Genomic DNA, 20,577 nt, shown 5'->3' with positions numbered 1-20,577 from the left:
AGCACGAAGCAACTCGTCACCGGGGCAGCGGTGGTCACACGGTGGCGCGGTAGCGGAGCCCGTCGACGAGGAGCCCGACGAGCTGCTGGCTCTGCTCGGGCGTCGCCGCACCGTGGGACAGGTCGGCGACCGCCCGGAGCAGCTGGGGTGCGTCGATGTCGGCGCGCACCGTTCCGGCTGCTGACGCTGCGTCGAGCAACTCCGCCAGGGTGCCACCGAGGCGTGCGACGAAGTAGGCGGGGAGGGCTGCGAAGGCGGCGTCGCCGGACTGCAGCGCGGCGGCGAGCCCGCGTTTGGTGGCGACGAACTCCGTGAACCGCTGGAGCCACCGAGCGAGCGCCTCGTCGGGCGCGTGTGCTGCGCGCAGGTCGTCGGCGGCGTCCGCGCAGGCTTCGACGGCCTGCTGGAACACCGCCACGACCAGGTCGGATCGCTGGGGGAAGTGGCGGTACAGGGTGCCGACGCCGACACCTGCACGGTCGGCGATCGCCTTCGCAGGGGCGTCGACGCCGTCGGAGGCGAAGACGGCCTTCGCGGCGTCGATCAGCGCGTCCAGGTTGCGGCGGGCGTCGGCACGCACGGGTCCTCCTCGGATGGGGGTTGTGAAACGGAAAGGCGTTCCGTATAGTTCCGGAAGAGCGTTCCACTTCGAGTCAGCCTACGACATCTGCACGCGGGACGCCATCGACAGGAGGAACCCATGCAGTACCGCACCCTCGGCAAGACCGGCATCCAGGTCAGCCCCTTCGCGCTGGGCGCCATGATGCTCGGCACTGACGGCCGCATCGGCAACGGTGACGAACAGGACTCGATCCGGATCGTCCACCGGGCACTGGACGCCGGCATCAACCTCATCGACACCGCCGACCGCTACTCGCAGGGTGGGTCGGAGATCCTGCTCGGCAAGGCGCTCGCGGGCCGGCGTGACGACGTCGTGCTCGCCACGAAGTTCAACGGCCCGATGGGTGACGACCCGAACCGCCGCGGGAACTCCCGTCGGTGGATCATGCGCGCGGTGGAGGACTCGCTCCGTCGTCTGCAGACCGACCACATCGACCTGTACCAGGCACACCGACCTGACGACACGGTCGACCTCGAGGAGACCCTGTCGGCGCTGACCGACCTGGTGCGCAGCGGCAAGGTGCGTGCCATCGGCACGAGTGACTTCCCGGCGTCGCTCCAGGTGGAGGCGCAGTGGATCTCGGAGCGCCGGGGGCTGGAGCGGTTCCGGACGGAGCAGCCGACCTACTCGATCCTGAACCGTGGCATCGAGCGCGAGGTCCTGCCCGTCGTCGAGCGCTACGGCATGGGCGCCCTCGTCTGGAGCCCGCTGGCCGGCGGCATGCTGACCGGTCGGTTCCGCAAGGGCCAGCAGAGCGACCTCGCCCGTGTCGGCATGTTCCGCCACAACCAGGACGAGCGACGCATCGACGCCGTCGAGCAGGTCGTCGCGCTGTCCGAGGACACGGGCATCCCGATGACCCACCTCGCGATGGCGTTCGCGATCGCGCATCCCGGCGTCACGAGTGCACTGATCGGCCCGCGGTCGATGGAGCAGCTCGACGACCTGCTCGCAGGTGCCGACGTGGCGCTGTCGGACGAGGTCCTCGACCGGATCGACGCGATCGTCCCGCCGGGCACGGACGTCGGACGGCTCGACCAGCAGTACGCGCCGCCGGCGGTCCTGGAGGCCAGCCTGCGTCGACGTCCGGCACCTGAGCGCCGAGCGGCCTGAGGGCGACGGCCGGCCCCGCGAGACGACGGGCGCCTGGATGCCGTGACGACAGCATCCTCAGGGCACTGACGAGCCTGGCCCGTCGGTCTCCTCCGGCCACAGCACCCGGAACCGCTCGCACACCACCGGCATGTCCGACGCCCAGCCCCGCGGGTTCTCCGAGTGCTCCCGCCAGTACCGCTCGTGCGACTCACGCCAGTAATCGAGGGTCCGGTCGCCCTCACCCTCGGCGCGGGCGTGCTCGGCGCTGACCTGGTCGAACGGCACGATCCGGACGTCGGTCGTCACGAGCACGGCCCGCGGCTCGTCGCTGCCGTCGAGGATGATGCTGTACTCGCCAACCTCCGGCAGGGGCTCACCGGTGGCCTCGTGGTCCCAGAGCGAGGACGCGGTCCCGTCCTTCACACCGGTGAGCACGAGGTCGAGCAGGGCGTCCGCGTGGTCCGGTGTCGCACCGAACGCCCACGCCGGGGCGATCGTGTCGGGCAGTTCGGGGGAGTCGCGGCGACGCGCCTCCCAGAAGGCGACCACGGACGGCGAGGGTGCGTTCACAGCAGTGACCCTAGCGAGGGACCAGATCGGTCAGACGGCCACGCGGCGCACCGGACGTGACAGGATCGACCCGTCCCCACGAGCCTCCCGGAGTCCCGATGACCACGCGCGTCCGCACCATCAGCGCGGTGCCGCCGCGCCAGCGCGCAGCGGTCGCCGCCCCGCGCTGGATGCCGGTCGTCTCCGCCGAGAAGGCCGACCTGTACGGCAGCGACGACAGCCGCCGCGAGCTCCATCCGTAGATGCGTGACGGGCGCGCACCGCGCCTCCAGGCCGACGACCCAGAACCCGGCAACAGCAGGGGAGCCGTCGGCACGACCCGCACCACCCACCTCGGAACAGGAAGCACCGTCATGCCCGCACGCACCCTCACCCCCTCCGGCTCCCCGGCGATCGACTGGGCCACCCGGTCCATGCCGCTCCTCGCGGCCAGCATCGAACAGGACGCCCCGGTGTTCGCCGGCCTGCACGTCGGCATCTGCATCCACATCGAGCCGAAGACCGCCGTCCTGTGCCGGTGGCTGCTCGACCAGGGCGCCCGCGTGACGATCACCGGCAACGTCGGCACGACCGTGCCCGAGACGGCGGAGGCCCTCCGGAGCCTCGGCGTCACGGTGATCGGCGGCCGCAGTGACGACGCCGAGCAGCACGACCGGAACCTCGACGAGCTGCTCGCCGCCCTGCCGGACCTGGTGATGGACAACGGCGGCGAGCTCATCGCGAAGCTGACCAGGGGAGCGCCGCGGTCGAGCACGTTCCTCGGCGCGACGGAGGAGACGACCACCGGCGGCATCGCGATCCGCGCCCTGCCACAGGCACCGGACTTCCCGGTCGTCGTCATCAACGACAGCAGGCTGAAGCTCATCGTCGAGAACGAGCACGGCGTCGGGCAGAGCATCGTGCAGGGCTTCATGAACGCCACGAACGCGATGGTGCCGGGAGCCCGTGCCACCGTGGTCGGGTACGGACCGTGCGGCAAGGGCGTCGCGGACACGCTCCGGAGCCTCGGGGCCGTCGTGAGCGTCGTGGACACGGACCCGTTCCGCGCGCTCGAAGCGATCATGCGCGGCCACCGCGTCGGCCCGATGGAGGCGGTGCTGCCCGGCACGGAGCTGCTCTTCCTCGCGACCGGCGCGCGGGGCGTCATCGGCTCCGCCGAGATCGCCCTGCTCCGCGACGGGGTGGTCATCGCAGGCGTCGGTCACGAGGGGCTCGAGCTCGACCAGGAGGCCCTGCTCACGGTGACCGCGGAGACCACAGCCCTGTCGGGGCCGGGTTCCGACCCGGACGCGCGCGTCCTGCACCGCCTGGTCGACGGGCGCGAGGTCGTCACGCTGTCCGGGACGCGGATGATCAACCTCACGGCCGCGGGCGGCAACCCGATCCAGGCGATGGACCTCGGGCTGTCGCTGCAGGCGCGGAGCCTCGCAGCGATCGCGCGCGGGGACGTGCCGGCGACCGAGATCGGGCCGGTGCCGGCGGACGTCGACACCTGGCTGGCGACGGCGCTCGTCGCGATGCTCGGGAAGGACGGTCGGTAGCGCTGGGGCGCCGCACCACCGGGGGAGATCCGCGTCGACCGGACGCGGAGCGTGCTCCCTGGCTACGGTGGTGACTGACTGGTCGGGGGGGATCATGACGAACGTGCAGCGGGACGACCTGGTGGTCCATCGGGACACTCGACTGCGGCAGTGGTCGATCGCCCTGGCGGTCCTGGGCCCGGTGCTCGCGGTCGTCGCGTTCTGCATCCTGGTCGGGTTCAGCCTCGACTCGTCGTTCGGGGACCCCGCCAACGCGTTCGAGCACCTCCACGTGTGGGTCCTCGCGATCGTCCTCGGCGGACTGGTCCCGATGGCGGGTGCCGTCGTGCTCGCCGTCCTGTGCGTCGTCCGACGGTCGCAGTCCTTCGCGGGTGCGCTCGTCGGCGGTGCCGCGGGCCTGCTCCTGACGGCACTGCTGGCGCCGGCGCTCTTCGCAACCCGGATCCCGGACGCGCAGGAGTACCGGGCCGCACTCGACCGCACCACGGCCGCAGAACGGCAGGACCCCGACTCGATGCGCGACGAGTTGGAGCAGGTCCACGCCGACGCCGTCGCCACGCTGCCGGAGCCGCCGCCGTCCGGCTCCGCCCCTGAGCCCGGCAGCGAGTCGTCCGACGACATGCGATGGCTGCGCGGGGACATCTGCGACCTGTCCGTCGGCTACGACGGCGTCGACTGGTCGAGTGTGAACGTCGAGTCCTACGAGGTCGACGACGTCCAGGACGCGCTCGACGCCATCCGCGAGGACGCCGAGGCACACGGCCGCTCCGTCGAGGTGGAGACGGACGACGACACCGGTGGCGTCTCGCGGCTGGTCGTCTCGACGCGCTCCGGAGACCTGTTCGTCGACGTGGAGTCTCCTGTCCCGCCGCCCGGACACGAGGCATCGACACTCGAACTGGACGCGGTCACCCACTGCGTCGTGGACTGACGAGTTCGGGCACCCGGCTGACGTTGACTCCACCGCGGCTGCACGTCAGGCGCACCGGGACCGTGCGTCCCCTGCGCCTGTGCCCACGCGCACGCCGGACCGAGGAGCGTGGGACACCGCGCGCCCCCGACCCTCCGGGTCCCGGACGGAACGCGACGAAGGAGCTCCACCATGACCAGCACCACCGCCAAGCACGTCACCCTCGACCCGACCGGCACCCTGCGCACCCTGGTGCTGCAGGAGCCGGGAGCCCAGGACGTGGACCTGACCGTTCGTGGCATGGCCCCGGAACGACTCCGCTACCTGGGACGGATGTGGGCGGCGACGCACGCCCGCCTGCACCGCCCCCTCGCTGCCGACGGGTACGGCTACCGCGTCGTGGGTTCGCTCGCCTGATCGACGGCCTCGAGGCGCCGCACCAGCCGGCACTGCGCCTCCCGTTCGTCTGTGACCGACCGCTCCTTCGGCTGCCACACTGGTCGCCATGGGGGGACCATCGCGTCGAGCACTCGTGCTCGCCACTTCGATCATGTTCATCACCGCCGCAGCGACGGCCGGGTGCAGCTCGGCTGACGATCCCGACTCGCTCGGTGCTGGTTCGGCGCAACCGACGCCGTCTGCGACGCCCGCATCAGACGAGGCGCTCCCGGCTGCGGTGTTGACCACCGCCGACCTGCCGGTCGGTGGTTGGGCAGAGAAACCGGACACGAGTTCCGGCAGCGGCGGCACGACGTCGAGTGACGCGAAGGGTCCGGGGGCCTGCGCTGCGGACTTCTCGCAGCAGGTGCCGGACGAGGAACTCGAGAACGCAGCGAGCGCCGGGCGTGACTGGACGCGCGAGGCGACCTCGTCCTTCCTGTCCACAGGCGTCGCTGCGGATGCGGACGGCGACGAGCACATCCGGTCGATCGTGGACGCGGTGCGCAGCTGCCCGACCGCGGGCAGTACCTACACGATCGACGGCGAGGACCAGCGGATCGCGACGACGCTCCTGGACCTCGGCTCGTGGGGTGATGCCTCCGTGTGCATCCGTTTCGAGGCCAGCGGGTCGAACGCGGTCGCGGGCAAGACGTGCATGGTCGCCGACGACGGTCACCTCGTCCTGGTGACCGCGGGTTCCCCGTACACGTTCCAGCTGCCGGAGGACGACGAGGTGCGACAGATCGTCGATGCTGCTGTCACGAAGGCCCACGAGCAGCTCCACTGACCGCTCTGGTCTCGTGTTCCGGAGACCTGGGATCAGGGCGACGGTGCCAGCACGATCGCGGGCTCCTGCCCACGCACGCCACGAGGGCCAGCATGCATCCGTAGGGGATGCGTGCCGGCCCTCGTGTCGGTCGACGCGGGCTGCGCCCGGGTCAGACCGATCGGCGTCGGCGGGACCCGAACACCGCCGTCGCCGCGCCTAACAGGAGCAGCGCGATCGAGGCCGCGATGCCCGCACGCGGGTCCGAGCCGGTGAAGGCGAGGGTGCCGGTGGTCCCGGTGCCGCCTCCGACCGTGCCCGTGGTGCCGCCGCCCGCACCGCCCGTGGTGCCACCGGCGGGCAGGTAGGCGAACGCCGTGTCGTCGTCGCTCGTCCCGCCGGCGGTGCCGACGGTGATCGACGCGGTCCCCTCGGCGCAGGCCGGCGCCGTGAACGTCAGCTCCGTGCCGTCGTCCGAGACGCTGACGTCCGCCGGGTCGATGGTGACGTCGCAGATCGTGACGGTGGTGCCTCCGGGGACGAAACCGTCACCGGTCAGGACGACGGTCGTGCCGCCCGTGGTCGGGCCGGAGCCGGGCGTGGCACCGGTGACCGCGGGGACGGGCAGGTACGCGTAGGCGTCCTCGGCGACAGCCGTCCCGGCGGGGCCGGTGACCGCGACGTCGGCGGTGCCGGTCGTACCGGCCGGCGTCGTGACGGTGACGCTCGTGTCGGTCGGCGTGCCGACGATCGTCGCGGGGACGCCGTCGAAGGTGACCTCGGTCGTGCCGGCGAGGCCGGTGCCCGAGACGACGACGGTCTGGCCGCCGGCGGTCGGTCCGGCGGCGGGACTGACGCCGGTCACGGTCGGTGCGGCGGCGGCTGCCGCGTACCGGAACTGCACCGGAGCGGTGAGCAGGGTGTCGCCGGGGAAGCCGACGGTGACGTCGACCAGACCCGTGCCGGCCGGAGCCGTGACGACGATGGTCGTGCCGTCGTCGGACACGGACTGCACCTCGGCGAGGGTGTCGCCGAAGCGGACCTCGTCGGCGGCCTGCAGGCCGGTGCCGGTGATCGTCACCGTCGTCCCGCCGGTGGTCGGACCCTCTGCCGGGGAGAGCGCGGTGACCGTCGGGGCGACGTAGACGTACGGGAGGCTGCCCGAGGTGCCGCCGCTCGTGACGACCGCGGTCGTCGTGCCGGCGGTCCCGGCGGGCGTCACCGCGGTGAGGGACGTGCCGTCGGCCGCGACCGTGACGTCGGTGGCCGGGACGCCTGCGAACGTGACCGTCGTGTCGTCACCGAAGCCGGTGCCCGTGATCGTGACGGTCTGGCCGCCGGTGGTGGGGCCGGTGCCGGGGGTGATGTCGGCGACCGTGACGGGGGCGGCTGCGGCGGTGGGGGTCTCACAGTTCGCTTGCGCGAGGACGACGGTGGCGACGGTGTCGTCGGTGAGGGGGATGCCGGCGGCCGTGCCGTCGAGGGTGACGGTGGCGACGACCGCGGTGGCGGCCGCCGTCGTGCCCGTGGTGGTGGTCGTGCGGGCGAGGTCGACCGTCAAGGTGACGCCGGCGAGTGCGCCGGTGAGCGCCGTCGCGTTCGAGAAGGTCGGGGTGTCGACGTCGAGGGTGACCGTCTGGCCGAGCACGGTCAGGCCGGTGAGGAGCGCGTCGCTCGTCGGGGTGCCGCCGACCGGGCAGGTGGCGGTCGCGGTCGCTGCGTCCGCGGTCAGGACGTCGAGCCCGAAGAGCTCGACCGAGGCATCGGCGATCTCCGCAGCCGCCGTCGAGCGTGTGGTGTCGCTGCTCGCGGAAGTCGTGACGACCCCCGCGCCGATGTCGGCGACCGCTGCCGTGACGAGCGCTGCGGCGTCGTCGGCGAACTCGTCGGTCCCGGTACCGGCGACCGAGACGGCACCGGCGGACACGTCGGCGGTGACCCCGACGGCGCCCGCGAGATCCGGTACTGCGACGTCGGCGCTGATCCCGACGGCGGCGGCGTCCCCGGGGGCTGCCACGGCGGGGCTCGCGACGACGAGCGCACCGCCCAGGGCGGTCCCGGCGGCGATGGACATCGCGGCGACTCGCATTCCCACGCGTCGTTGCATGGTGTTCCTTCCGTTGAGTGAATCTCACGACGGAGGGTAGGTCGGCGTACGAGGAGCGGTGACACCCGTCTTCGGGGGGTGGACAGGGCGGCCATTACCTGCAGAATCGCTCATCTTCTGGGTTGGCGCGCTCCCTCCGCCTGCTTCCGACACGGTCCGCGGCACCGGATCCGCGCTCCGTGGCCAGCGCCTCGGGGACACTCAATCGCCCATCGACACCACGACCTTGCGGGCGGACACGCCGTTCCGCAGCGTCTGCAGGGCGCCGGGGAGGGCCTCCAGTCCGTGTCCGACGACCATCGCTTCCGGGGCTGCGCGGAAGCGCCCGTCGGCCAGCGCCGCGGGCAGGAAGTCGCGGAAGACGGCCGGACCGACGGGGGAGACCACCGGGGTCCCGCCCCAGATGGCGGAGACGCGGATGCCGCGGAGGCGGGCGATCCGTGACCGCACCGCGGTGACCGGATCGGGGTAGGCGGACGCGATGCGCTTCGCCCCGGATGCGCGACGGGTGATCCGCAGGGCGTGCCCGAGCGACCCACTGCCGATGGCGATCGTGCCCGCGAGCCGCCGACCCCGCAGCGCTGCGACGACCTCGGCGTCCACGTCGTCGTCCCGGTAGTCCAGGACGGTGTCGGCGCCGAGGGAACGGACGAGGTCGTGGTTCGCCCGACCGGCGGTCGCGACCACCGTGTAGCCGCTGGCACGGGCGAGCTGGACGGCGTTGCTCCCGACGCTCGTCGACGCGCCCCAGACGAGGACCACCTGGTCGCTCCGGTCCGCGCGGTCGCCCGGCAGGGGGAGGGCGAGCTGGTCGGCTTCGTACAGCCCCGCGGCCGCGGTCGCCAGCGCGAGCGGCAGGACCGCGGCCTGCTCGGAGGACAGGTCGTCCGGGAGGCGCGTGGTGACGCGCTCGAGGACGGTCACGATCCGCTGGAACCCGCCCTCGGCCGCGCTGTTCCGCGGCTTCTCCTGTCCGGCGGCGAACGCGGTCACCCGGTCGCCCACCGCGAGGGCCGTGACGTCCGGTCCGACGGCGAGGACCTCGCCGGCGACGTCGCTGCCGAGGACGGTCGGGAAGCGCACCCACGGGGTCACGAGGCGCCGGAGCGGGCCGGTGATCGCGTCGACCGGGTTGACCGCCACGGCACGGACGCGGACGACGACCTGGCCGGCGGCTGGGGTCGGCACCGGGGTGGGGCGGACCTCGAAGGGGCCGCGGGGGCTGAGCAGGAAGAGTGCGGCGTTCGTGGTGGTGGGGTCGTCGGCGGTCATGCGGGCTCCTCGCTCTCCGGTGCCGATCATCGCGATGACACGTGATGTCATCGTACGCCTCATGACACGTCGTGTCGTCAGCTACGATCGGACGATGCGATGGGCTCCGGATGCACGAGGACGGCTCGAGCGCGCCGCGTTCGAGCTCTTCGCCGAGCAGGGGTTCGCCGCCACGACGGTGCCGCAGATCACCGCGCGCGCCGGGCTGACCACCAGGACGTTCTTCCGGCACTTCACCGACAAGCGCGAGGTCGTCTTCGCCGGGTCCGAGATCCCCGAGACCACAGCGCGACTGATCGTCGGCGCACCGGCGGACCTCGACCCGACGCAGGTCGTCCGGCACGTGCTGCACCAGATCGCGGCGGCGCGCTTCGACGGCCACCACGAGCAGACCGCCGCCTGGCGCCGGATCATCGAGGGGAACGACGAACTCCGTGACCGGGACGCCCGCAAGCGGTCCGACCTGGTCCGTGCCGCGCAGGCCGCCTTCGTCGAGCGTGGACAGACCCCGCTGCAGGCGACCGTCGTCGCGGAACTCGGCGTGCTCGTGTTCCAGGTCGCCCTCGAGCAGTGGGCGGCGGGGACCGGGGAGCGGTCGTTGGCCGAGACGATCGACGAGGTGTCCACGCTGGTCCGGGAGCGGGCAGTGATCCCTGCGACGGGTACCCCGTCGCCCGACACGCGTCCGGTCAGCGACCAGCCGGAGCGCTGACCGTCGGGTTGCCCTCACCGGCCGGCCCCGAGGAGCGGTACGGCAGCATCCCGGTGTCGGCGTACCCGCGAGCCAGCCGGATGGCGGCCATCCAGCCCCACACATGCGTCCGCTTGCCGATGTACGCCGGGCCGAACCAGGTCTCCTGTCCGGCGTCACTCGGAGGCACCGATCCGACGACCTGGAGGCCGCCCTCGGTGAACACCTCGATCCGGGTCGCAGCGCGCTCGAGCGGCGCGACGCCGCTGACCGTCTCCGGTGACGGCGGCCCGTCCGCCCGCCAGTCGAGGATCCCGACGACGAGGTTCACGCGGACGCGCGGCTGCAGTTCGAGGACCTGCAGACACGACCACCGCCCGCTCTCGCCCTGCACGGGGACGAGGTCCCCGACCCGGAGCGCGGTGGCGCTGCGCGGGGAGAACGGGAACGTCCTGGCGGTCACCACGCCGTCGACACTACGGGCCGGGATGGGAGGATCGTGCCCATGCGCGCCGTCACCTTCACCGCCTTCTCCGCGACGCCGGCCGTCACCGAGGTCCCCGACCCGGAGTGCCCGACACACGCAGCCGTGGTCCGCGTGGTCGCGACCGGCGTCTGCCGGAGTGACTGGCACGCCTGGCACGGGCACGACGACACGGTGTCGCTGCCGCACGTCCCCGGACACGAGTTCGTCGGTGTCGTCGAGCAGGTCGGGGACGAGGTCCGGCAGTGGCAGGCCGGCACACGCGTCACCGCCCCGTTCGTGAACGCGTGCGGCACCTGCCTGACGTGCGTCGCCGGCCGCCAGAGCATCTGCCCGAACCAGACCCAGCCCGGGTTCGACCGGCCCGGGTCCTTCGCCGAGCGGGTCGTCGTGCACCACGCGGACACGAACCTCGTCGCCGTGCCGGACGCCATCGACGACGCCACCGCCGCCGGACTCGGCTGCCGGTTCGCCACCGCCTACCGCGCGGTCGTGAACCGCGCCCGAACCGCCCCCGGCGAGCACGTCGTCGTGTTCGGCTGCGGGGGAGTCGGGCTCTCGGCGATCGTCGTCGCCGTGTCCCGCGGTGCACGGGTGACCGCAGTGGACGTCTCCGCCGAGGCGCTCGCGCTCGCCCGCACCCTCGGCGCCACCACCACGGTCGATGCGCGGACGGACGACGTCGACGAGCAGGTCCGAGCGGCGACGGACGGCGGCGCGCACGTCGTGGTCGAGGCGCTCGGACGGGCCGCCCTGGTGCGGCAGGGCATCGCCGCCCTCCGCCCCGGCGGTCGGCACGTGCAGGTCGGGCTCCTCGCCGGCGCGGACGCCAGCCCGCAGGTCGACCTCGGCCGCGTCATCGGCCTCGAGCTCGAACTGCTCGGCAGCCACGGGATGTCCGCGCACGAGTACCCGGCGATGCTCGCCGAGATCGCCGCGGGCCGTCTCGACCCGGCACCGCTGGTCGGGCGGACGATCGCGCTCGAGGACGCGCCGGCGGCGCTCGCCGCCATGGACCGGCCGGCGACGGCGGCCGGCACGACGGTCGTCGTCCTGTAGTCGCCACCGTGTGGCGGCCGGGAGGCGCACCGCGGCACCGCCACGGGCTCCCGGCCGCGACCGGCCCGGTCCGGCAGATTGAGGGCGGGGGCCGCGCCGACCGTGCGCGGTGACGAGGGGGAGACCATGTCGGAACCGCGACCGCGCGTCCGTCGCCGCTGGCGGCTGTTCGCACTGCTCGTCGTGGTCGTCGACGTGCTGATGGTCCTGCCACTGCCCTTCCTGATCGTGAGCTACCCGCTCGGACTGGCCTCGTACAACGGGATCGCGTCCGGGCTGCTCACGTGGGGTGCGCCGGCAGCGGCCGTGCTCACGGTGATCGCGCTGGTGGTGGTGCCGGCACCCCGCGAGCTGCTCGACGCCGGAGCGGGCGTCCTGGCCGGGCTGATGGCGTTGGGCGGGGTCGTCTGGCTCGGTGTGGCCGCGAGCTTCGGTGGGGCAGCGGGTCCGCTCGGTCTCCTGTTGCTGGGGGCGGCGGCGCTCATGGTCGCGCTCATCGTCAGGGGCGGTCCGCGTTCCGAGGGCTGAACGGGTCCGGCCTGACGTCCCCGCCGGACACGGATAGCATGCCCGGCATGGGGGTCGGAACGAACGATGCCGTCGCTGGGGCGTCGACCAGGAGTGTGCGTTCCGCCGCTGTCGCCGCTCTCGTGGTCGCGCTGCTCGCCGGGTGCACCGCCGGAGCGAGTCAGGCCGGCGTGAGCCACGTCGGCCCCGAGCCGACGGCGAGGACGGTCGAGGACGGGGTCGAGACCTGGGACCTGACGGTGCCGCCGTCGGTCGAGGCGTTCGGGATCGACACGGACGTCCCGGAGGACACCGCCGCCCTCGTCGGTGCCTACGCCTCCACGAGACCGGGTGGTCGTCCGGTCAGGCTGCTGCTCCCCGGCGGCGAGGAGGTCCAGGTGCAGGCGACGCAGGTGGTCTTCGACGCACTCGACAGCAAAGAGGAGCGGAAGGACGACTCGGGTGCGGCGACCCTGCCCGAAGGTCGGCTGTTCCACCTCCAGGTCGATGCCCTGACGGTCGAGGGCGCAGATGCCGGTGTCGACGGGTACCGGGACGTCCTCCGGCAGCTCGACCTTCCGAGTACGTCCGTTCGGGAGCTCCAGGACAAGGTCGCAGCAGCCGACTCGGTCGACCCGGTGGACGCGTCCCAACCAGTCGGTGCCGACGCCAACGTGCCGAAGACGAACGGGCTCGACTTCGGCGTGAGTTCGTCGTTCCGGCCGAACGACGAGCCGCTGCTCTTCGCACTGCGGCTCAACGGCGCGTGGGACCCCGTCCCGATCCCGTAGCAGTCGACGGGGACCGTTCGTCGGCTCCGGGAACACCGTGCCGTACCGGTGCCCGGGCAACGTGGCTACCATGCCACCCATGGGGGTCGAATTCGACGATGCTGCAGCGGGGGCGCTGATCAGGGCGGCGCAGTCCGCGGACGGAGCCTTCACCGGGCAGAGCGGTGCCCGGCGAGGCGCGGTCGAGACCGCGATGCAGGAGTTCCGCGGGGGGTACGCCGAACTGTTCCGGACGGCGAGCGTCACCGAGTCCTCGGAGCGGGGTCGGCTCGCTCGTGCGATGGACGACCTCGCACAACAGGTCGAGCGGGCGAAGCAGCAGGCCGCGGAGGAGAACCGACGGCTCGACGAGGTGCGGGCCTGGGAGGGTCGGGAGGCCGACCGGGACGAGCGTCGACGGACCCAGCCGCTCGGTCCCGTCGTCAGCGACATCGAGGAGCTGTTCGACCCCCGACCGTCCGAGCCCGCGGTCCGGCCGTCGACGATCTCCGTCGCGTTCACCGCCTCGCAGCGAACGCGGACGAGCAGCGGCAACGCATCGGGGACCAGCAGCGCGAAACCGGATGCCCTCCGGTCCTTCGCGACGCAGTCCCGGTCGTGCAACACCACCATGCGGCAGCACCTGGAGGAGGTCGCGGACGCCTGGACACGGTTCACGTCGAGTTCCTCGTGGGTGCCGGTCGGTGGCTCCGGCTTCCTCGACAACGGGTCGCGCTTCGTCGACGAGAACGAGGCCGACGTCACGTGGATGGAGCACGTGGCCGCCGCGTTCGAGCACGCCGGCAGCGGCACCCTCACGAACCACGCGCTCGACCTCGCGGTCGCCGCCTCCCTGACGACGCAGGGCCAGGACCCGGTCGAGGTCCTCCGGCACATGGACGCGGACGTGGGTGCCGCGTGGCTCGCCGCGCACCCCGAGGTGCTCGACGCCCTGGTGACGACACCGCCAGCGTGGGGCACCCCGTCCACCGTGTACTCCGCGATCGTCCAGGCTGAGCGCGCCCGCGGAGCCGACCCGGTCGACTTCGCGACCGTGCTGCAGCGCATGTACGTGTCTCGGGCGGCGGAGAAGGTGGGGATCGACATGGCCACCTGGGACACCGGTCGGGGTGCGCAGGCGCTGCTCGGACAGGTGACGGGGTCGTACCAGTACTACGCACAGCTCTACCTCGACAACCCGGACTTCACCTGGGCCGGGATGGCGAACATGGTCGGTCCGGACTTCGCCGCGGGGTTCCTCGACCTGCACTCGATGCGCGACCACATCGGCGAGGTCGCTCCCCTCGTACCGCCGTCGCTCCGGAGATTTACGGATCAGCTGGCGGGCATGGGCGACGATGAGATCGCCTTTTACGAGAAGACTTTCCTCGGAATGCAACGAGACATCTTCCTCGACGCGTCCACGATGCACGAGGCGTACCTCGACGGAGGCATCGACAGTATCGACGAGCTCGCCGCCGCGGGTTTACTGCGACCGGAGGGCCAAGCGCCGGACGACGCCTCCAAGGCGGAGCGTCGGACGCTCCAGGCCTGGCGGGACATCGACACCGGGATCCGGACGCACCAGTCGGACCTGGTCGACGACGGCAACACAGCGTTGCTCTACCGCGAGCAACACGACACGATCCAGCGCAGTTACGACGAGATGCGGGACCACGAACCGACGGGTAAGGCGCTTACGATGGTGCTCGGCGTCGTTGGTGACGCTTCGATCCCGGGGACGAGGACGCTCGGGCAGTACGAGGGCGGCATATCCGTGCCGGTGGACCTCGTTCCGGGGAGGCCCGGTGTGCAGGGATCGATCGAGACCTGGAACGTGCCGCGTACGAACATTTCTGAGTTCGACGTCCGCTGGGACTACATCGAGAACGACACGCTTCCGGCCTGGCAACAACTCGTGCACGACGACCCGGAGCGCGCCCGTGACATGGTCGGTGACCCGGTTCCTGACCGCATCGACAATCGGCGACTGGACAAGCGACTGCCCGGTCTGGTCGATGACTTACATGACACGGAGTTCGTATGGCAATGATCTCCAGCCGCCGGTTCTTCGCGGTGATGGCCATCTCGACGTCCGCCGTGTTGTTCGCCGGATGTGCGTCGTTCCAAGCGCCCCGCCCCGGCACTTCGAGCCACCCCAACAGGAGCGAGTACGACGTGAGTCACCACGGTCCCCGTCCGACAGCAATGGCGATCAAGGACGGTGTGGAGGTCTGGGACCTCACGGTTCCGCCCACAGCCGAGGCATTCGGGATCGATCCCGACGACACCGTGATGGTCGGCGCCTACAGTTCGTCCACCCCCGGTGGTCGTCCTGTCCGCTTCCTGCTCCCGGGGGGAGAAGACGTCGACGTCCGAGCGAACGAGGTGGTGTTCGAGCTCAGCGAGAACGACCAGGCGATCACGAGTCGAGCGACCGGCAAGGAGCTCTCGCCGGCGGGGCGGTTCTTCGACCTCCGCGTCGATGCCCCGGCTGCTCAGGGAGCCGAGGCGGGTGTGGCTGCGTACCGTAAAGCCCTGCAAGAACTCGGCTTGCCAGATGACACCGTGTCCGAGTTGCAAGAGCAAATCGAACGTGCCGCAACCGTCGACCCGCTCAGCTCACCGCGAGTCGGCGTGAGTGCGAGCATCCCGAAGACAGACGGTTTCCGGTTCAGCGTGAGCACCGCCTTCCGCCCGGACCGGGACGATCCGACCTTCCTCCTCGAGTTCCACGGCGCTTGGGACCCGCTACCCGTTTCCTGAGCTCGGTTTCCAAGGGCGCGGATGACCCGGGACCAAGGACGCCCAGTCAGGTGATGGCAACGGGACATCGGGGAGCACATGAGCAAGGAACACCGGGAACCGGGACGTGCCACCAGCAACGGTGCTGGAAGCGGCTTGCGGCGCTTCCCGGCGGCGGTGATCACCGTCCTGCTCGCCGTCCTGCTCGCAGGGTGTGTGGCTGCCGAACCCATGGGCTCGGTCAGCGAGCCGAGCAACAGCGTCACGGCTCGTCAAAGCGTGAGCCACGTCGGCCCCGAACCGACGGCGATGACGGTCGAGAACGGGGTCGAGACCTGGGACCTGACGGTGCCGCCCTCGGTCGAGGCGTTCGGGATCGACACCGACGTCCCGGAAGGCGCGCGGACCCGGGTCGGTGCGTACGGCTCGGAGTCCGGCGGGGGACGTCCGGTCCGGTTCCTGCTCCCCGGCGGCGAGGAGGTCCGGGTCCAGGCGACCCAGGTGATCTTCGACGCCCTCGACAACGCGCAGGAGATGACGGACCAGTCGGGCAAGGTGATCCTGCCGCAGGGGCGGCTGTTCCACCTCCGCGTCAACGCCGTGCCGGTGGAGGGCGCGAAGGCCGGCGTCGACGCGTACCGCGACGTCCTCGAGCAGCTCGACCTGCCGGACACGTCCGTCGGGGAGCTCCAGCAGAAGATCGCAGCGGCCGACTCGGTCGACCCGGTGGACGCGTCTCAGCGGGTCAGCGTCGGGGCCAGCGTGCCGAAGACGGACGGACTCGACTTCGGGCCCAGCACGTCGTTCCGGCCGAACGACGAGCCCCTGCGCTTCACCCTCCGGTTGAACGGCGCGTGGGACCCCGTCCCGATCCCGTGATGGGCGCCGGACGGCGGACTGGGGCGTGAGCGTGCCCGTCTCCTGACCTCGGCCGCCGAGGGTGGGCCGACCACTGCTACGGTGCGAGCACGGACCGGGGGGGAACACGATGCGGACTCTGACCACACTCTGCGCAGCCGTCGTCATGGCGACGGTGACGATCGGCATGACGGGGTGCACCGACGCACCCGACGGCGGGACGCCACCATCGGCAGCCGCAGCGAGGCCGACGCCGGGGCTGCCGGAGCACCTGGCGATCCTGCACCGGCCCTTCGCGGCGACGGACGCGTTGCCGGACACGGAGGCGGCCGCCTCGACGCTCGACGAGGTGGTGCTGAACAGCCAGCGTCGTGCCGGTGCGTGGCACGGCACCACCTACTGGGTGGCTGCGGCGTCGAACGGCGGAGCGTGCCTCATCGCGGAGAACCCCGACCCGGCCAGCCCGGACAACTGGGCGACGTGCGGCGGGACCGATGTGCCGGCTGCGGAGGTGCTCGTGACCGTGGAAGGCGACGACGGACACCGGGTCTCGCTGGTGTCCGACGGCTACACCAACCGGGGGCCGACTGCGCTGCACGAGGTCGTCCCCAACGTCTGGGGGAACTGACCGCATGCGTCCGAACGGCCCCGACGTGACTGGACAGGTCTTGTACATGTAGTCTCCTCTGCATGCCCGTCCCACCGAAGCGACGCCTCGTCGCCGATGCCCTCCGCGACGCGATCGCGACGGGCCGCTACGCCCCGGGCCAGCGTCTGCCCGGGGAGCACGACCTGGCCGAGCGGTTCGCCGTCAGCCGCGGGACGGTGCGGGCGGCGCTCGCCGACCTGGCGGACGAGGAGTACATCGCGATCCGCGGCGGCATCGGCTCGGTCGTCACGTTCGACGGCGCCGCGCTCGACCCCCGGAGCGGCTGGGCCCGGTCCCTCGAGGCGACGGGCACCGAGGTCGCCGTCCGCGTCCTCCGGATCGCCGCGGTGAGCGCGCCGGCGCTCGCCGCGGAGCTCGGGCTCGACGACGCCGACTTCGTCGCCGTCGACCGCGTCCGGCACGTGGCCGGGGGACCGGACATCTCCCTGGAACGCAGCCTGGTTCCGCCGTTCGGGAGGCTCGCCCGAGCCGTCGACGAGGGTCTCGTCGACGGGTCGCTCACCGCCACGATCGCGGAGACGGGCCTGGTGCCGGCGCTCGCCGAGCAGTGGGTCGACGTGCTCCCGCTGACCGAGGAGGACGCGGTGCTCCTCCACAGGACTGCGGGCGACCCGTTCCTCCACAGCCGACGCGTCTCGCGCACGGCCGACGGCACGTTCGTGGAGGCTGTCGACAGCCTGCTCGACCCGAGCCGGTTCCGCATCCACATGACGTTCGGGAGCGCACGATGACGACGACCAGCACCGCCGCCGAGCACGCCCTCGCCGCCTTCCGGGGCCTGGCGATCGGCGACGCCCTCGGGATGCCGACGCAGTCGCTGTCGCTCGAGCAAATCCGTTCCGACCACGGGGTGATCAGCGGGTTCGTCGACGCCGGGCCGAACCAGCGCATCGCACACGGCATGCCTGCCGGGAGCATCACCGACGACACCGAGCAGGCGGTCCTCGTCGCCGAACTGCTCGTGCAGGGGCAGGGTCGGCTGGACCCCGTCGACTTCGCCCGGGCGCTCATCGACTGGGAGCGGACGATGGCGGCCAAGGGCTCCCTCGACCTGCTCGGGCCGAGCACGAAGACCGCCGTGCAGCGCATCCTCGACGGTGTCCCCGCCTCCGAAGCGGGCTCGACGGGCACGACGAACGGCGCCGCGATGCGGATCACCCCGGTCGGGATCGCGACGCCGCTCGGTACCGGGTCCGACGGGCTCGCCGGACTCGTGGACGCGGTGCAGGACGCCTGCCGGGTCACCCACGACACCGGGCTCGGCATCGCGGGGGCCAGCGCGGTCGCGGCAGCGGTCTCGGCCGGCATCGACGGCGCCACGCGTGCCGAGGCGCTCGACGTCGCCGTCGCCGCGGCCCGGATCGGCGAGACCCGTGGCCACTGGGTCGCCGGTGGCTCGATCGCCGACCGCACGGAGTGGGCTCGCGGCCACCTGGCCACGGTCCCCGACGCCGAACGGATCGACGTCGTGTCCGGACTGATCGGCACGAGCGTCGCGTCGCAGGAGTCCGTCGTCGCCGCGCTCGCGCTCGTGGCGCTCGACCTCGACCCCTGGCGGACCGTCTGCACCGCGGCGAGCATCGGTGGCGACACCGACACGATCGCCGCCATGGCCGGCGCCGTCCTCGGTGCCGTGCACGGTGCGGCCGCCTGGTCCGCCGACGCGGTCCACCAGGTGGAGACCGTCAACGACCTGCACCTCGAGGAGCTCACCGAGCGCCTCCTCGACCTCCGCACCGGCCCCGGCCGGTAGCGGCACCCAGACCGCCGGGCGGCGGTTCCCCCCTTGCCGCCGCCCGGCTTCCCCCTCGCACCCTTCCGATGACGTAAGAGGACCTGATGACCAGCACGCCGACCGACGCCACCACCCGCGCCGGGACCCTGACCACCGTCGAGCAGCGGGGCATCGAGCCGGTGCCGGCCGCCGAACGCACCGGGACGCCCGGCGCGCTGTTCTGGGTCTGGTTCGCCGCGAACATCTCGATCCTCGGGCTCCCCCTCGGTGCCACGCTCGTCGCCTTCCAGGGACTGACCGTCTGGCAGGCGCTCCTCGTCGCGGTGATCGGCGCCGCCGGCTCGTTCGCCGTGGTCGGGGTCATCTCGATCGCCGGACGCCGCGGGGGAGCGCCGGGCCTGACCCTGAGCCGCGCGGTGTTCGGCGTCCGCGGCAACGTCGGCCCGACGTTCATCTCGCTGCTGAGCCGCCTGGGCTGGGAGACCGTGAACACCACGACCGCCGCGTTCGTGCTGCTGTCGCTGTTCACGATCCTCTTCGGCACCGACGGGGGCTCGAAGGCGCACCCGGTCATCACGATCGTCGCGATCCTGGTCTTCGTCGCCGCCACGGTGCTCATCTCCGGGCTCGGGCACGCGTTCATCGTCGCCGTGCAGAAGTGGGCGACGTGGGTCTTCGGTGCGCTGAACGTCTTCGTCGCGGTGTTCCTCGTCGCCCGCATCGACTGGGACGTCGTCGGCGCGCAGCCCGCCGGCCCGGTCGCCGCGATGGTGATCGGCATCGGGACGATCGCGGCCGGGACCGGTATCGGGTGGGCCACCGCGGGCGCCGACATCGCCCGGTACACGCGCACCAGCGTCCGCGCCGGCAAGCTCGTCGCCGCGAGTGCGGCCGGTGCGGGCATCCCGCTCGTCGTCCTGGTCGGACTCGGCTCGCTCGTGTCCGCCGGTGACCCGACCCTGGCGCAGGCCGGGGACCCGGTCGCCGCGATCCGCGACATGCTGCCGAGTTGGATGGCCGTGCCGTACCTGATCGCCGCGTTCGGCGGGTTGCTGCTGTCGAACCACCTGTCGGTGTACTCGGCGAGCCTCACCACGCTGACCCTCGGCGTGAAGGTGCCGCGGGTCTGGGCCGTCGCGGTCGACGTCGTCATCACCACGCTCGGCGCCATGTACTTCATGCTCGTGGCCGACGGCTTCTACGCCCCGTTCATCACCTTCATCTCGGTGCTCGCCGTGCCGATCACGGCCTGGCTCGGTGTCTTCATCGCCGACATGCTCCGCCGCACCTGGTACGACCCGGAAGCGCTGCTCGACCTCCGCCGTGGTGGCCGCTACTGGTACGCCGGTGGGGTCGCCTGGCCCGCAGTCATCGCCTGGGTCGTCGCGATCGTCGTCGGCTTCCTGTTCACGAACGTCCAGGTGGGCGACGCCGACCCGGTGTTCGTCGGGGCGTTCTCGGACACCTGGATCGGCGCGAACGGCCTCGGCTGGGTCGTCACGTTCATCGTCGCGGCCGCGGTCTACCTGCTGACCGGCGGCCCCCGCGGCACGCTGCACGAGCAGCCCGACCAGTCTGCTCCGCTGCCGCACACTGAGCACACGGTCTGATGGGCCGCCTCGTCTCGGTCGGCAACGTCATCGTCGACATCGTGATGCGCATCGACGCCCTCCCGGAGCCGGGCGGGACGTCATCGCGGCGGGCTCCGAGATCACGGCCGGTGGCGGCCTGAAC

At 72.1% G+C, this 20,577-nt stretch carries 23 protein-coding genes; 18 read left to right on the top strand and 5 right to left on the bottom strand.

Annotation, left to right across the window (positions count from 1 at the left end):
• Nucleotides 1-34: 34 nt before the first annotated feature.
• Entirely contained in the window at nt 35-580 is a 546-nt protein-coding gene (locus DEI84_RS01440; RefSeq protein WP_110889407.1) for a TetR/AcrR family transcriptional regulator, read from the bottom strand.
• A gap of 120 nt (nt 581-700) precedes the next feature.
• On the opposite strand from DEI84_RS01440, the gene DEI84_RS01435 reads away from it, so the two are divergent.
• On the top strand, nt 701-1,735 hold the full coding sequence (locus tag DEI84_RS01435; RefSeq protein WP_110889406.1) for an aldo/keto reductase: 1,035 nt from the start codon (nt 701-703) through the stop codon (nt 1,733-1,735).
• A gap of 57 nt (nt 1,736-1,792) precedes the next feature.
• Here DEI84_RS01435 and DEI84_RS01430 read toward each other — a convergent pair whose 3' ends face one another.
• Nucleotides 1,793-2,287, bottom strand: coding sequence for an ASCH domain-containing protein (locus DEI84_RS01430; RefSeq protein WP_110889405.1), 495 nt, complete (start codon nt 2,285-2,287; stop codon nt 1,793-1,795).
• 98 nt (nt 2,288-2,385) lie between these two features.
• Between DEI84_RS01430 and DEI84_RS15545 the strand changes: the two genes are divergently transcribed.
• From DEI84_RS15545 to DEI84_RS01410, 5 genes are all read left to right on the top strand, one after another.
• On the top strand, nt 2,386-2,529 hold the full coding sequence (locus tag DEI84_RS15545; RefSeq protein ID WP_181420297.1) for a hypothetical protein: 144 nt from the start codon (nt 2,386-2,388) through the stop codon (nt 2,527-2,529).
• A 111-nt stretch (nt 2,530-2,640) separates the two neighbouring features.
• Entirely contained in the window at nt 2,641-3,828 is a 1,188-nt protein-coding gene (locus DEI84_RS01425) for an adenosylhomocysteinase (RefSeq protein WP_110889404.1), read from the top strand.
• Nucleotides 3,829-3,922: 94 nt separating this feature from the next.
• On the top strand, nt 3,923-4,759 hold the full coding sequence (locus tag DEI84_RS01420; protein ID WP_110889403.1) for a hypothetical protein: 837 nt from the start codon (nt 3,923-3,925) through the stop codon (nt 4,757-4,759).
• A gap of 171 nt (nt 4,760-4,930) precedes the next feature.
• On the top strand, nt 4,931-5,155 hold the full coding sequence (locus DEI84_RS01415) for a hypothetical protein (RefSeq protein WP_110824414.1): 225 nt from the start codon (nt 4,931-4,933) through the stop codon (nt 5,153-5,155).
• Between the two features lie 88 nt (nt 5,156-5,243).
• Nucleotides 5,244-5,966: a hypothetical protein gene (locus tag DEI84_RS01410; RefSeq protein ID WP_146236273.1), complete on the top strand. Its 723-nt coding sequence runs from the start codon at nt 5,244-5,246 to the stop codon at nt 5,964-5,966.
• Nucleotides 5,967-6,117: 151 nt separating this feature from the next.
• On the opposite strand, the gene DEI84_RS01405 is transcribed toward DEI84_RS01410, so the two are convergent.
• Entirely contained in the window at nt 6,118-8,034 is a 1,917-nt protein-coding gene (locus tag DEI84_RS01405; RefSeq protein WP_258371671.1) for an IPT/TIG domain-containing protein, read from the bottom strand.
• A 219-nt stretch (nt 8,035-8,253) separates the two neighbouring features.
• Nucleotides 8,254-9,324, bottom strand: a complete 1,071-nt coding sequence (locus DEI84_RS01400; RefSeq protein ID WP_110889400.1) for a zinc-binding alcohol dehydrogenase family protein — start codon at nt 9,322-9,324, stop codon at nt 8,254-8,256.
• A 94-nt stretch (nt 9,325-9,418) separates the two neighbouring features.
• Between DEI84_RS01400 and DEI84_RS01395 the strand changes: the two genes are divergently transcribed.
• The gene (locus tag DEI84_RS01395; RefSeq protein WP_181420296.1) at nt 9,419-10,036 is read left to right on the top strand and encodes a TetR/AcrR family transcriptional regulator; all 618 of its coding nucleotides are present in this window, start codon (nt 9,419-9,421) and stop codon (nt 10,034-10,036) included.
• Here the strand turns inward: DEI84_RS01395 and DEI84_RS01390 are convergent.
• Nucleotides 10,014-10,481, bottom strand: coding sequence for a hypothetical protein (locus DEI84_RS01390; protein WP_110889398.1), 468 nt, complete (start codon nt 10,479-10,481; stop codon nt 10,014-10,016). The genes DEI84_RS01395 and DEI84_RS01390 overlap by 23 nt on opposite strands.
• Before the next feature lie 39 nt (nt 10,482-10,520).
• Here DEI84_RS01390 and DEI84_RS01385 point away from each other — a divergent pair, with 39 nt between their 5' ends.
• The 11 genes from DEI84_RS01385 (at nt 10,521) to DEI84_RS15875 (ending at nt 20,575) form a co-directional block, all read left to right on the top strand.
• Nucleotides 10,521-11,558 (top strand): zinc-binding dehydrogenase, encoded by a 1,038-nt coding sequence (locus DEI84_RS01385; protein ID WP_110889397.1) that lies wholly within the window; start codon nt 10,521-10,523, stop codon nt 11,556-11,558.
• Between the two features lie 126 nt (nt 11,559-11,684).
• Nucleotides 11,685-12,086, top strand: coding sequence for a hypothetical protein (locus DEI84_RS01380; protein WP_146236270.1), 402 nt, complete (start codon nt 11,685-11,687; stop codon nt 12,084-12,086).
• A 47-nt stretch (nt 12,087-12,133) separates the two neighbouring features.
• Nucleotides 12,134-12,856, top strand: coding sequence for a hypothetical protein (locus DEI84_RS01375; RefSeq protein WP_146236269.1), 723 nt, complete (start codon nt 12,134-12,136; stop codon nt 12,854-12,856).
• 79 nt (nt 12,857-12,935) lie between these two features.
• Complete coding sequence (locus DEI84_RS01370; RefSeq protein ID WP_110889394.1) at nt 12,936-14,888, top strand: hypothetical protein; 1,953 nt, start codon at nt 12,936-12,938, stop codon at nt 14,886-14,888.
• Nucleotides 14,879-15,601 (top strand): hypothetical protein, encoded by a 723-nt coding sequence (locus DEI84_RS01365; protein ID WP_146236268.1) that lies wholly within the window; start codon nt 14,879-14,881, stop codon nt 15,599-15,601. The genes DEI84_RS01370 and DEI84_RS01365 overlap by 10 nt, the downstream gene beginning before the upstream one ends.
• Nucleotides 15,602-15,679: 78 nt before the next feature.
• Entirely contained in the window at nt 15,680-16,459 is a 780-nt protein-coding gene (locus tag DEI84_RS01360) for a hypothetical protein (RefSeq protein WP_146236267.1), read from the top strand.
• 109 nt (nt 16,460-16,568) lie between these two features.
• On the top strand, nt 16,569-17,066 hold the full coding sequence (locus tag DEI84_RS01355) for a hypothetical protein (RefSeq protein WP_146236266.1): 498 nt from the start codon (nt 16,569-16,571) through the stop codon (nt 17,064-17,066).
• Nucleotides 17,067-17,128: 62 nt separating this feature from the next.
• Nucleotides 17,129-17,839 (top strand): GntR family transcriptional regulator, encoded by a 711-nt coding sequence (locus DEI84_RS01350; protein WP_110889390.1) that lies wholly within the window; start codon nt 17,129-17,131, stop codon nt 17,837-17,839.
• Nucleotides 17,836-18,861, top strand: coding sequence for an ADP-ribosylglycohydrolase family protein (locus DEI84_RS01345; protein WP_110889389.1), 1,026 nt, complete (start codon nt 17,836-17,838; stop codon nt 18,859-18,861). The genes DEI84_RS01350 and DEI84_RS01345 overlap by 4 nt, the downstream gene beginning before the upstream one ends.
• Nucleotides 18,862-18,947: 86 nt before the next feature.
• Complete coding sequence (locus DEI84_RS01340) at nt 18,948-20,453, top strand: cytosine permease (RefSeq protein ID WP_110889388.1); 1,506 nt, start codon at nt 18,948-18,950, stop codon at nt 20,451-20,453.
• Nucleotides 20,453-20,575, top strand: coding sequence for a hypothetical protein (locus DEI84_RS15875; RefSeq protein WP_258371648.1), 123 nt, complete (start codon nt 20,453-20,455; stop codon nt 20,573-20,575). The genes DEI84_RS01340 and DEI84_RS15875 overlap by 1 nt, the downstream gene beginning before the upstream one ends.
• Nucleotides 20,576-20,577: the final 2 nt, after the last annotated feature.

It is taken from the genome of Curtobacterium sp. MCBD17_023, from assembly GCF_003224415.1.
Lineage (GTDB): Bacteria > Actinomycetota > Actinomycetes > Actinomycetales > Microbacteriaceae > Curtobacterium.
The sequence above is the reverse complement of the archived record's forward strand: the minus strand, read 5'-3'. Positions and strand labels throughout refer to the sequence as shown.